The organism is Shewanella cutis, assembly GCF_022410515.1.
Taxonomy (GTDB): Bacteria; Pseudomonadota; Gammaproteobacteria; order Enterobacterales; family Shewanellaceae; genus Shewanella; species Shewanella cutis.
The window spans coordinates 693,986-707,195 of record NZ_JACSDI010000001.1 but is presented as its reverse complement, the minus strand read 5'-3'; the positions used below and the strand labels follow the sequence as shown (position 1 = coordinate 707,195).

10 protein-coding genes are annotated in these 13,210 nt (G+C 45.2%); 2 read left to right on the top strand and 8 right to left on the bottom strand.

Annotated features, from left to right (window positions below; genetic code table 11):
* Window positions 1-16: 16 nt before the first annotated feature.
* Window positions 17-970, bottom strand: coding sequence for a DUF72 domain-containing protein (locus tag H9J30_RS03265; protein WP_427915892.1), 954 nt, complete (start codon window positions 968-970; stop codon window positions 17-19).
* A 350-nt stretch (window positions 971-1,320) separates the two neighbouring features.
* Between H9J30_RS03265 and H9J30_RS03260 the strand changes: the two genes are divergently transcribed.
* Window positions 1,321-2,709, top strand: coding sequence for a sensor domain-containing protein (locus tag H9J30_RS03260; protein ID WP_240129649.1), 1,389 nt, complete (start codon window positions 1,321-1,323; stop codon window positions 2,707-2,709).
* A 76-nt stretch (window positions 2,710-2,785) separates the two neighbouring features.
* Here the strand turns inward: H9J30_RS03260 and H9J30_RS03255 are convergent, their stop codons facing one another.
* The 7 genes from H9J30_RS03255 to H9J30_RS03225 form a co-directional block, all read right to left on the bottom strand.
* Entirely contained in the window at window positions 2,786-4,678 is a 1,893-nt protein-coding gene (locus H9J30_RS03255; RefSeq protein WP_240129648.1) for a methyl-accepting chemotaxis protein, read from the bottom strand.
* Between the two features lie 518 nt (window positions 4,679-5,196).
* Window positions 5,197-7,830: an aminopeptidase N gene (gene pepN / locus H9J30_RS03250; RefSeq protein ID WP_240129647.1), complete on the bottom strand. Its 2,634-nt coding sequence runs from the start codon at window positions 7,828-7,830 to the stop codon at window positions 5,197-5,199.
* 241 nt (window positions 7,831-8,071) lie between these two features.
* A complete protein-coding gene (gene lpoB / locus H9J30_RS03245; RefSeq protein ID WP_240129646.1) occupies window positions 8,072-8,665 on the bottom strand; it encodes a penicillin-binding protein activator LpoB in 594 nt (197 codons plus the stop codon).
* Window positions 8,666-8,732: 67 nt separating this feature from the next.
* The gene (locus H9J30_RS03240; protein WP_240129645.1) at window positions 8,733-10,133 is read right to left on the bottom strand and encodes a COG3014 family protein; all 1,401 of its coding nucleotides are present in this window, start codon (window positions 10,131-10,133) and stop codon (window positions 8,733-8,735) included.
* Window positions 10,130-10,675, bottom strand: coding sequence for a peptide deformylase (gene def / locus H9J30_RS03235; RefSeq protein WP_240129644.1), 546 nt, complete (start codon window positions 10,673-10,675; stop codon window positions 10,130-10,132). The genes H9J30_RS03240 and def overlap by 4 nt, the downstream gene beginning before the upstream one ends.
* Before the next feature lie 57 nt (window positions 10,676-10,732).
* On the bottom strand, window positions 10,733-10,945 hold the full coding sequence (locus H9J30_RS03230) for a SlyX family protein (RefSeq protein ID WP_011071317.1): 213 nt from the start codon (window positions 10,943-10,945) through the stop codon (window positions 10,733-10,735).
* A gap of 9 nt (window positions 10,946-10,954) precedes the next feature.
* A complete protein-coding gene (locus tag H9J30_RS03225; RefSeq protein ID WP_240129643.1) occupies window positions 10,955-11,905 on the bottom strand; it encodes a WD40 repeat domain-containing protein in 951 nt (316 codons plus the stop codon).
* Between the two features lie 153 nt (window positions 11,906-12,058).
* Between H9J30_RS03225 and fkpA the strand changes: the two genes are divergently transcribed.
* Window positions 12,059-12,826, top strand: a complete 768-nt coding sequence (fkpA, locus tag H9J30_RS03220) for an FKBP-type peptidyl-prolyl cis-trans isomerase (RefSeq protein ID WP_240129642.1) — start codon at window positions 12,059-12,061, stop codon at window positions 12,824-12,826.
* The last annotated feature ends 384 nt before the right edge of the window (window positions 12,827-13,210 follow it).

The following is a 13,210-nucleotide window of genomic DNA, read 5'->3' as shown; positions in this document are numbered from 1 at the left end:
AGGGGGGAGTTCCCCCTTACCAAGTGAGTTGCATTTGCGCGGTTGGGGCAGCTAACGGTGGATCAAGCAACTTTATCATTGGCAAGCTAACTTCTGCGGCGATTTGTCGCTGTAATTGCTGATATAAACGAATGGCGAGCTCTGGGGCAGTTTGATTGTCGGGCGTATGGATAAAAAGATAGGGTTCACGACCTTCTTTAATCCAAGCGGGTAACTGCTGTAACCAGTTCTTGAAAAAACTATCGTTATTTTTCACTTGCAGCCTATCGTTGCTCGCCGCTAATGCTTCAATCGTGCCGTCAGTTTGGCCAATAAACCGCACCACGGGTGTATTGGCGGTCGCTATAGCGTGAACGGGCACTTGCGGTTTTTTCTTATGGGCATCGATAATCTCCTCGTTAGCGGGCGGCAGAGCAAATAAGGGGCGACTGTCCATAATGATGCGGTTCACCTGTTTATCCATCAACAAGCGGTTTAGCGCTCGCTCAGCCTCTCCCTTGGCAAAAAACGCGGCATGCCTGACTTCGACGCCATAGGTTAACCCTTGTGGGACTTGATTGAGAAATTGCGCTAACGCAGGCAAGTTTTCTGGGCCGAAATGGGCGGGAAGTTGGATCTTCCATAGCCCGGTTTTTTCAGCCAAGGGCGACATGACTTGAAAGAATTGCAGAAGCTCTTGCTGACAATGCTGTAGTTGCTTTTGATGGGTGATCGTCTGCGGTAGCTTAAAGGTAAAGCGAAAGTCATCTGGGGTAGCGCTGAGCCAGTTCATCACAGTTTGTGCATTTGGCGTAGCGTAAAAACTGGTATTCCCTTCTACCGTGTTAAAAATGGTTGCATAACGGGCAAGGCGCTCGGCTTGTTTGGTTGTTGAACCATAAACACTGTCTTGCCAATGGTTATGTGACCACATGGCAAGCCCAAGACGCAAATGCTTGGTTTGGCGTGGCGGTGACTTAAGTGACTCCAAACTGACTCCTAAGAAATATGAATCCATTTAATTCGTTATAGTGGCTTTCTCTGCCTTGGGAGACATTCAGCATCGCTATTGTGCTCAAATGATTTTATTTGAGTCAAATAGGCTGAACGTTTGGGAACCCCTGAGTGACTGACCTCAACTTGGCCTTCATTTATCCGTATTAAAGAGATTTTTGTGCTCTTGAGACTGTCACGGTAATTAACCTACTTTAATAGTATGATATTCTCTGCGTTTAGCGTTAATGATCAAGTGTTCGCGCGTTGGTTTATACAGGGATGGAGAGGTTAGCTGCGGAGTGTTAACTATTCTCGTGTTATCTTAGGGTGTGGTGGGAGAGCAGTGTGAAAAACGATGGTTATACTTCACTTGGTCGCTTTATTGATTTGTTATTAGATGCCATCTGTGTGGTGGATAAATCTGGGCGATTTGAATTTGTGAGTGCTGGTGCTGAACGTATTTTTGGCTACACATCCGATGAAATGATTGGGATGCAGATGTTGGATTTAGTTCTGCCAGAAGATCGTGAACGCACACTTGCTGCTGCCGAAGAAATTATGGCGGGCCGATACCAACTCGATTTTGAAAATCGTTATATTCGCAAAGATGGTAGCATTGTGGATATTCGCTGGTCTGCCCGTTGGTCTGAGGAATATCAGCAGCGCGTTGCTGTGGCTCGTGACATCACTAAGCATAAACTTGCGGAGCGTCGACAAGCGGCCTTATATGAGATATCCGAAGCAGTTCATGTAGCCGAGGATTTGCTATCACTCTACAGCCATATTCATCAGATAATTGCAAAGCTGTTACCTGCGGAAAATTTTTCCATCGCGCTCTATGACCAAGATGTAAATCACTTAGATTTTCCCTATAGTGTGTCGGTGACCGACAAAACTAGCGTTCACGTTGGCAATATTAGTTATTTTGCTGAGCAGATTATTCAAACGGGTGAATCCTTACTCTTTTGCCCGATGTCAAACACGCTTTCTTCGCCAGTAAATTCAACCGTTAAAGATTCCCATATCAGTTGGCTCGGTGTTCCTCTGAAGTTACATAAGGGTGTCATTGGCGCCTTGATTATGCTTAGCACGCCAGGTTCGAGGACCTATACCTCACAGGATTGCGAGCTAGTTGAGTTTGTCTCATCTCAAATCGCTTTTGCCATTGAACGTCGTCAAATTTTGGCGCGCTTAGAGCAAATCGCGCTCTACGACCAATTGACTCATTTGCCCAATAGAGAGTTATTTTACGATAGATTTCAAAAGGCTTTATCTCGTTCGCATCGAGAGTCGAGTTATTTCTCCTTGTTGTATTTAGACTTAGATAAGTTTAAATGGGTTAACGACACTTATGGACATGGCGTGGGGGATTTGTTGTTACAGATTACTGCACAAAGGCTTCTCGGTTGTGTGAGAGCGTCAGATACGGTCGCACGTTTTGGTGGTGATGAGTTTGTGATTTTGCTTGAGCGAGTTGACTCTGCACACAACACTTTGCTCGTCGCCCATAAAGTACTGGAAGCATTAAACCAGCCTTTTGAGCTCGCAGAGCAACAACTATATGTTTTTCCTAGTATTGGCGTAGCTCTGTATCCTGAGCATGGCAAAGATGAACAACAACTCATATCCTGTGCTGATGCTGCGATGTATAAGGCAAAAAAGAATGGTGGTAATCGTATTGAGTTGGGATATCACGGGGTGAGGGGGAGGCACGTAGAGGTGTTTTCATCCTAATCGATGAATCGATGAATCGATAAAATCCCCCAATAATGAGTCGCTATTGGGGGCGGTATCAATGGCAATGCACTTCTTATAGTTTAAAACGTGAGACTTCCTGTTGCAGCGAGGCAGCTAAGTGAGCAAGCTCCTGCGACTGTACCATCGCGCTTTGGGCCTCAATAGAGAGATTTTCAGAGACTTCACGAATTGATTCGGTATTACGGTTAATTTCGCTGGTGACAGAGGTTTGCTCCTCTGCGGCGGTAGCGATTTGGCTGGCCATATCCGAAATTTCATTAATGGCTTTACTGATTTGCAGCAGGCTTTCGCTGGCAGAGTTTGCATCAGACACACTGGTTTCTGCCATAGCATGACTTTGAGTCATGGATTTTACCGCCTTGCCTGCCGTTTGTTGCAAGGTTTCAATCATGGCTTGAATTTCTTGGGTTGAAGAATGGGTGCGTTGTGACAATACGCGAACTTCATCGGCAACGACGGCGAAACCACGGCCTTGTTCACCCGCTCGGGCGGCTTCAATGGCGGCGTTTAACGCCAGTAAGTTTGTTTGCTCTGCAATTCCACTGATCGTTAATAGAATGCTATTAATTTTTTGTGAGTGTTCATTCAGCTCACTGATAATACGCCCTGCGGTATCGACCTCATTCGCTAAGTTGCGAATAGATTGCTGACTTTGCATCACTTGTTTTTGGCCATGATTTGAAAGGCTTACTGCATTTTGCGCCGTTTGTGCTGTATGCTCTGCATTGCTGGCAATCTCTTCGGTGGCACTGGCCATTTCGGTAACGGCGGTTGCAACCATGGTCACTTCATCCTGTTGAACCTCAATGCGTTGACTATTATCTGCCGCAGAAGCACTGCTGCCCTTGGCTTGATATTCAAGTTGGCCCGCAATATTGTGCATTCTTGAAATCATGCCATGTAGGCGTTCGACAAAGCGGTTAAAACCTGAAGCCAATATGCCAATTTCATCATGGCTGTTTGCGGTATGGATTCTAACGGTCAGATCGCCATCTCCTTCGGCTATATCATTGAGTGCTAAAGCAACACGCTCTAAGTCTTTAAATTGCATTTTGAAAATTGCGACCAAGACCAAACCAAATATCAACAGTAAGCCCACGCCCACGGCTGACATCCACCAAGCAAGCGATGTGGCTTGTGACATGATTTCTTGCTTATTCATCACAAATATTAATGCCCAATCAGTAGAGGGGACGGCTGCTACATAGACTAATTGAGTCCCACCATCTAGCTCGCGCTCTTCCATGGTATTGGCGTTGGCGCGTTGGGATAGCCAACTGGGGGTGAAATGACTATCAATTTTGGTAAGTTGTTGGTTATTGAGCTGAGTGTTGGGGTGGCTAATGATAAGTCCTGCGGTATCTACCATCAGAGTGTAGCCCTTGCCTGGCACTTCGAGTCGTTGCACCGCATCGGTGAGTTGATCTATGGTCAGGTTTGCGGCGGCTACGCCGAAGAGTCGACCTGAGACCATCACTGGTTCTGCGATAGTCACGACTTGTTTTTTAAGCGTGGCGCTAACATAGGGGGCCGTCATTACCATGGCATTGGCAGCTTTAGCATCCATATACCAAGGGCGTTCGCGTGGGTCATAGTTTGCGGTATTGAGCGCGGGGTCTTGGCGGTACATGTTGCCTTGCTCGTCACCAAAATACGTGAGTGCAAATCCCATCGCATTGTGGGCCTGTAATAAATAAGGGGTAATTTGCACATTGGGATCAGCCTCAACGGTCTTTTTAAGGCTAGTGATGGCTGTTTTTCTATCTTGCATCCACAGACCAATACCTTCTGCAAAAGTGTTAGCGAGTTGATCAATCTCACCTTGGGTATTACCTATTGCATGATTTCTAATGACATAACTTGAAATACTTACCAGCACTGCGACGGTAATGAATACTGCAAAGAGACTACTAAAAAGTAGGCGAGTTTTAAGTGTTGAACGCATATTTAATTCCTTTAAATTCCGTTAGCAGCCTAACGTTAATAGAGTATAGCGGCTGAAATGGCTAAAGTATTAATAGTTCATGGCTTATCATTAACGATTTGATAAAGTTGTGGACTGAACCTTATTTCATTTTTAAGTCGAGATCGGCAAATTGCGTAATCTGATATAGCAGGTTTCATTTACCGCGCAATATAGGGATTATTATAAATGTAGTATTTTCAAAGAGTAATGAATAATTGCATCTTGAACACGCCCTTAAGAGGGCTAGCTGTATAATATGAAATGGAATTTACCACGCTGGTGTTTTAATCCTTGGCTACATATCCGCCTTATATTTTTTGCCAAGACAATTGGTGGGTGTAATTCAATCTTGGATTACAGCATAAAGTGTTGAATAAACAATTGCTCAGGATTTTGATGGCATGGCGCTTAGTTTTGCACATGGTTTGGATGATACTTAAAAATTGGATGGTGCTAAAAAATGAGGCTCGTCAGAGCCTCATTTTTGTGAGCTATTATCAATGGGTCATTTTATTTTTAATTAGTACGCAGCGCTGCTCGGCTTGGCGCGTTTCTAATAAACTACGACGGCTAAGATTAGATAAGCCTGTTTGGCTGTCTAATACTTTATCTAAGGCAGCAATACTGTTGTAGTTACAATCGGTTGGAATAAGGCTGCGGCTGTAGCTACGCATAAACACTGGGCCTTTTTTATCCATGTCTGCTAAGTTTGCGAGGCGCTCTTCGGCGGTGGCGGCACTTAAGAGCTTTTGCTCAGCAGGATAGAGGTTTTCCATGATAATGCGCTGTTTTGCAAAGGGTAGTGCATCGGTATGTACCTTACTTAGCCAGCGACGCTTAGCCGCGGCTTCAGGGCGGATGACCTGTGCCGCTAATGCTGCCTTTTCACCCGAATCTGAGTTATCGCGTGCAATTTCCCGTGTGATACGTTGCTGCGCATTGGGGAAGTCGTAGCGATTTAGCTGAGTGATGATAGCCCAGCGCAGATCTTGATCTAAGGTTAACCCTTTGATTTTGGTTGTGCCATCTAGTAATTGTGCTAAGTGTCGTAAACTGTCGCGATCGCCCGCTAATTGAATATAAGCATTAAACCAGCGGCGCTGGAAATCATTGTTGCCTCTACTCTCCATCGTTTTTCGAAGGCTCATCTGTGCTAAGCCTTTTACCGCATTTTCAGCATAGTTTTGCTGGATTGGTGCGATTTGCGCAAGGTACGCTTTACTGCGTAGCAGGCTTGAAATAATTTGGCCGACAACTGTGTAGTCATTTTCTGCTGGTGCATTAATAAACACTGTGCTCAGGTATTGGTCCAAACTCAGGTTACCCTCACGCACACTGTCCCACAAGCTTTGCCATAACATTGAACGCAGAAGCGGGTCTGTCACCTTACTTAACTGTTCCTTGGCGGTATCAAAGGATTTGTCATCGAGTTGTACCTTCACAAAACCCCAGTCATCGTAGTTAGGGTAAACCAGATCTGGACAACGCTCACCGACTAATTGCTTCACTTCCGTGCGCTCACCTTTGTAGGTGACGGGTACTGTGGTCTCATGTCGTAAATCGAAACGTCCTTTTGTGAAGAGCGCGATTTGTACTTTTTGCTCCCTAAGTGTTGGCAGTTCGCTGCTGGCAGGATATTGCAGTAGACTAAATTCGCTGATGCGGTTACCGTCGCAGCGGTACTCTGCCTTGATCGTATTTACCCCTGCACTGTATAGCCATTCCTGCGTCCATGCGCTTAAGTCTCGATTTGAGGCTTTGGCGAGGCTATTGATGAAGTCATCTAGCTCGGCATTTTGATAACTATATTGTTTGAGGTAGTTGCTCACGCCGCGGCGAAACACCACATCACCGAGTAAATGGCGTAGCTGTTTGAGGGTGGAGGCGCCTTTTTGATAGGTAATGGCATCGATGTTATCGAAGGCATTTTGGGTTGTTGCCACGGGAACTTCAATGGGATGAGTGGTCACTAAGCTGTCTTGCTCATAGGCACGTTGTTTGCCTTGAGCATAAAAACTGCGCCATGCATTGGTAAATTCGGTCGCTTCTTGGGTCGCAAGCGTACCCATAAAAGACGCAAAACTTTCGTTTAACCACAGGCCGTTCCACCACTTCATGGTCACGAGATCGCCAAACCATTGGTGGGCCATTTCGTGCATAATTACGCCCGCTAAGTTTTGTTTTTGCTCGGCGGTCATGTCCGCTTTGTGGAGGAAGTGATCTTCGGCGAAGGTCACGGCTCCTGCGTTTTCCATCGCGCCGTAGAGAAAATCAGGCACGAGGATCTGATCATATTTTTTAAAGGGGTAAGGAATACCAAAGTAGGCGTCAAAGAAGGTTAACCCTTGTTTGGTGTAGGTAAACCAGTCCTGTGGATTCACTTGGCTGGCAACGGATTGCCGTGCGAATAAGCGCATCGGATAACGGCCAGAATTATCCTGCCACATATAGTATGGGCCCGCATGCATAGAGAAGTTATAAGGGCTTAACTTAGGCGTTTCAGGAAACTCCCAACGATTAAAGGCGCCCGCTGGAGTGACGGTTGTTTCACGGGTCGTACTGATAACTTGCCAATCCCTAGGTGCAGTTACGCTGATTTTATAATTGGCCTTCAAGTCGGGTTGATCAAATACCGCAAACATTTGTTGGGCTGCAGCAGGTTCAAAATGGGAGTAAAGGTAAACCTTGCCATCAACTGGGTCTTGGAACCGGTGCAAACCTTCACCATTGGTACTGTGTGCTCGGGTAAATTGCACTTCAATCGTGTTTTCCCCTGAAGTCAGTAAGCGAGTGTTGAGGCTAATATAGGCGCCATTATAATTTGGATAAACGGCGGTGCCGTTGATCAAAAAGCGCTTAATTTGTGCTTTGTTGAGATCTAAGCTCAGTTGTTTGGGCACTTCGCTTAAATTGAAGTTCACTTTCGTCGTCGCACTGAATTCGGTATCGCCAGTCAGTTGAAAATCTAATTCATAATGTACATCCGATATCACCTGTGAACGCAAGCTGGCCTGATACTGGCTGATATAGGAACTCGTATCCCTTGGTCCTGTATTTAAAGGATTTTGGACGGCGCACGACATTAATGCTGAGCAGGTGAGGGCGACTAGGCTAGCTTTAAACAAATTCACTACTTCAATCCTTCAACGATGTACTTTATTTATGGCTTTGATGCGGCTTAGGAGTGCGAGTGAAGCCCTCGCTGAGCGGCAAACTCATCCCCGTTTGAAGGCGGCATCATTGCTGAGTGTTTTGGGCGAGTACACTACCTTATTTAGCATGGATAACCAATGTTAAAAATGTAAAAAAGCCAGCAAAAATGCTGGCTTTTTTTTGGCGTATTTCGGCGTTAGCCGATGAAGCTGTAATGAATTACATGCCCAAGAAAGACTTAGACTTAGTCTTACGGATTTCTTTTTCGTCAGACCATTCGATAAGACCTGTTTCTAAATCCATCAGGCGCATTGTCATCTTGTAGTAAACGTCTTTGGTGCTGCCATCTTGCTTCACAATGCTAGATAGATTGCCATAGAGCATGTATTGAGCACCGATTTGGCGGCCAAATTTGATTGCGGTTGATGGGTCAACCATACCGGTATTGTTTTGATAATCCAGTTGTTTACGTACTGAATCGACTTTAGTCATATCGATAAAACGGAACTTGCCAGAACGGAGTAACTTATTGCTGATCGAGTCGGTCACTGACTCAGTATCAATATGCTCTGAGGTTTTGTTTTTGATGCTATCAACAAACAAAATTGGGCGGTCATTCGCTGTTATCGCTACGATAGGTGGGAATGTCATCATGCTATCTACCATCTTAGCGGCAATGGCTTGCAGATCCGTTGAACCAAAGTTTTCGTTAACGGTTTCAACTTCTGTGGCATCGCCATACTCGACTTTCGATTGACATGCAGCCAGACCCATCACGGCAGCCAGCACAAAAATCAGTTTAAATTGTTTCATAGTCAGTTCCATTTTGTGATTGTAAAAACTTAATGACACTCGTTTTATTCAAACATTCACCGCTTGGTTAAATGATTATTGAATAAATTCGGGTGTAATTACCAGTATCAATTGCCCAGACCAAGGTGGTCTTGCCTGCAGCAACGTCAATTTTTGCCGGTGGGGCTTTATCCAATTGCAGGGTATATTCACCCGGATTGAGATAACGTCTACCGATTTGCGCTTGTTTTGGCAGTGTCAACCAACTGCGTCGATCCGCCTGTTCGGTGACAACGTTAAAAATCTGCATGGCGATACTGCCAATATCGGCAGCATTATTGCCGGGCTTACCGCTTTTTTCGACCTGATAAGCCATCTCCGATTTAGCATATACCCGCGCCACTTGGCGGACTAAGGTGCCGGGTAAATCTTCCTTCAAGGCGGTAATCGCTAAGGCATCAATATTGGCGATAGGTTCCGTTTTGAGCACTGTACCTAAGCCTTGTACCTGCGTCTCTGGCACATAGCTATTGTTGGGTCCATAGGTGGCAAGAGACACGGTTTGCCAGTTGCCATGAATGGTAAAGGGGACAGTGAGCGCTTGTTTTTCAGGTACAAAGCCTTTTTCGACCATTAAAATCACTTGGCCTTCACCCGCTTTTGGGAGTTTGGCGTCGCCCCAGCGTTTTTTAAATTCATCGTATTGTGGCATGCCGAGTTGTTTGGCAAGGCGCACTAAATCCTGTTGCAGATAAGTGTTATCTGGGGTGATTTGCGCCGCTTTACGATAATCAATAAAGGCGTCGTTTGGCTCACCAAGCACTTCGTGAAGTACGCCCGTTGTGTAATAACTATAGGCGTTTAGGAAGGAACTGGTCACAGTGCCAGCCGCTTGACCGAGCCGATTGACCTCTGCATCGATTGTGCCATTGGCCATAGCTTGTACTGATTTTTGCGACTTTTGGTAGCGTTCCTGCTCTGAGCTTTGCAGTTCGTTACTGCGACGAACTTCCACCAATGCGCCTTGATAGTCACCGCTGAAGAGGTAATTTAGCGCCTGATATTGGTGTAGCATAATCCGCTCGTAGCCTGGGCCGCGATAAGGTATGGCATTATCGTTTAACACTAAGCTGGTGGCCGTTGCGCCGATATCGCTGGCACTAATTTTTGCTTTGTCATCAAAGGCCGTATAGGCCGCAACCGCTTGCTGGTAGTACTTTTTACTGCTGGCAAAATCCCCCGCAACTTGGGCCACGCGCCCCGCCTCTTGGGCGTAGAGTAAACCGTCATTACCTTGGATATTACTGGCTAATTTATCGAGCTCAGCCATGGGCTTAGCAGTATTGAGTTCTTGTTTTACTGGCGCAATTTGTGCCGGGTAATTAATAAAAATACTGTTATAAGCACAACCACTCGAGCCTAAGATGGCGGCGAGCATCAGCGTGCTGATTGTGGGTCTGATAAAAGAATGAATGAAGGTGGTTTTCATGCCTGTGGTTTACCTTCTTGCGCCATTAGTTTTTGCTCTGGCATTTGTGAACGCTCAAGCAAAGTGATCCCTTGAAGATGATCAAATTCATGTTGGAAAATGCGTGCGATAAAACCTGTTAACTCAGAGTGTTGCCACTGTCCTGCGAGGTTTTGATAGCGCACAACAATTGTCTGATGGCGCCAAATGGTAAACCGTTGCCCAGGGACAGATAAACAACCTTCCTCCCCCTTCTCAAGTTGCAAAGATCTCAACACGATCTGTGGGTTTACCACCACAAGTGGTTCCATTAAGGGGGCGTCGGGATAACGCTCGTTTGGTCTTGAGGCCATGATAAACAGGGCGAGTGGACTATGGACTTGAGGAGCGGCAATGCCGACGCCTTTTGCCTCCTCCATGCTTGCCGCCATTTGCGATGCTAACTGATTGAGTGTGTCATCAAAGTCACGTACTTCAATCGCCTGTTGTTTTAAAATGGCTTCCCCCACCACGGCTATCGGCAGTGGCTTATTGGGTGTTTGTCGCATTTCATCTTTAAACATCGCATTCCCTGGATATTTAGTGGCCATCACTTGGTTTACAGTTTTAGTTCGTTATTACTAATAATGGGGTGGTGGTGTCTCTTCGGCTTGGGTCGCCATATTACTCGGTTCTATCGCCTGCAACTTTCCAATTAATAGCTGGATTTGATGTTGCTGGTGGGCCACGAGTTGGTTCAATTTAATCACTTCTTGGTTCAACTCTTCGACCGTGAGCTCTTGAAAAGCTAATTTAGTTTGCAGCTCTTCAATCTGTTCTTGTACGCCTTGCATGACTAACCTCTATTGTTGCCAAGTCTCGACTAAGCCTTGGCTACTGATACTAACGACTTTATTGGTATCTCGAATTGCCACAGAGTATACAACGGCTCCACGGTTTTGGCTGTGTTTCGTCAGCGCAATTTGCCACTGGGCAATAGGTTTACCCGTATTGCGTTGCCAGAGTATGACTTCGCGGGCGGGGGTACCGGTTAATAACTGCTTGTCTTGCTGTGTAAATCGTACCGCTGAAAAAGTCATTTGGCGACGATTAATCTCTAATTGATTTAAAAGCTTACCGCTTGCATTGTCCCATATTTTTGCTTCGTTAGTACTGCCATTGGTAAAACTTAAACTGCCACTGTCGTTCAGTGCGACTTTAGTCACTCTACTGCCAAGATCCCAAGTGTGGATAGGCTGCCCGCTCTGCGCTTGCCATAAAATGGCCTGCATATCATTTGAACCCGTAAGCGCTATGCGCCCATCTGCTGAAATGGCAACCGTATTGACGCGTTCTTTATGACCTAAAAACTTGATCAGTGCCGTTTTAGCCGCATTGAGGGACATAACGCTGCCATCGTTTAAGCCGATAAGTAAAGCTCCATTGTTGGCCACCGCAACACTTTCCCCCGATGATGGCAGTGACCACCAACCGAGGGATTTTCCATCGGCAATTGTCCACAACACAACTGAATCGCGGCTTAACGATGCAACAAACTCACCATTAGGCGAAATGGCTGTGCTGGTCACGCCTGTATTGAGGTCACCATGCACCCATTGGTATTTTAGGGTGTGATGGATTAAGTCCCAACACTGCACTCCCTGACTCTGTGTGGCGATAATGGCAAGCGTGCCATCATTTGAGAGGCTGGCACTGTAAGAAGGCTCTTTTGAGAGCTCGCGAATATCGTCGGCTCTGGGGTGGCATGCAGTTAAAAACATCGTGCAAATTACCAGCAGTAGGGTTTTCTTCATGAACTTGCTCCTAAAGTTGGTGTCTCTAGTTCGGTAGAGTGAAATTAATCACAGTTAACCCATAAAGAATCTAGTTGGTATAACCCAGATAAGTAGTATAAAGTTGTCGCGCTTAGGTTATTGTAACCGCTTGAGGATGCTGAGGAAGCTTTAATGAAATCGATTTATAAATTATCGTTAGTTGCATTGGCTGTTATTGGCCTATCTGCTTGTAATCAAGAAGAAAAAGCAACAAATACAAGCACAAATGTTGAATTAACGACTGAAGCACAGAAAGAAGCCTACAGTGTTGGCGCTTCAATCGGTCGTTATATGTCTGGCCACATTAAAGAGCAAGAAGAATTAGGCCTGCCGGTTGACCGCACTTTGATCGTGACTGGTTTCACTAACGGTTTAAATGATCAACTGAAATTAACTGAAGAAGAAATGCAAACCATTCTTCAAAGTTTAGATAAGAAGTTAAACGACAAACGTCAAGAACAAGCTAAAGCCATTGCGGCGAAAAATCTCGAGGATGGCAAAAAATTCCTTGATGAAAACAAAGCTAAGCCAGGCGTAGTCACCACTGAATCTGGTCTGCAATACGAAGTATTAACTCCAGGTTCAGGTGAGAAGCCAGCTGCTGAAGACACTGTAGAAGTGGATTACGTGGGCACACTGATTGACGGTAAAGAGTTTGATAGCTCGTACAAACGTGGTGAGTCGCTTAAGTTCCCGTTGAATCGTGTTATTCCTGGTTGGACCGAAGGCGTACAATTGATGCCAGTTGGCGCTAAGTACAAGTTTGTTATTCCTGCAAACTTAGCTTACGGTGATCGCGATAATGGTACTATTCCACCTAACTCAACGCTGATTTTTGAAGTTGAACTGAAATCAATTGAGAAAGCAGCTGCTCCTGCAGCAGAGCCTGCTAAGAAGTAATGTTTAGCAGCCGTTCGCTTTTATAAAAATACCGCCCTAGGGCGGTATTTTTTTATGCGATTGAATCCCTCAGTTGTTTTAATTTATCAGTAAACCTAGTCATATTAAGGGACTTGGCTTTATTGTTGTTTAAATTTTTTATTTGGAAACGTGATTATTTGGGATTAAAAGAGCAATTATTTCAAAATAATCAAAGACTGATTAAGGGTTAAATTAACCACGTATATTGAATATGGGAAGTTTAATGCGTTTATTCAGAATGGTATGTTAAAAAATATCATTAAAATATCACATTTATTTTTGCGGTTATTATTTACTCATCGGGCTTGATTGGGCCTGTTAGATGTCTTTTTCTTACTTATTGTTTTGTCATTATTTAACACT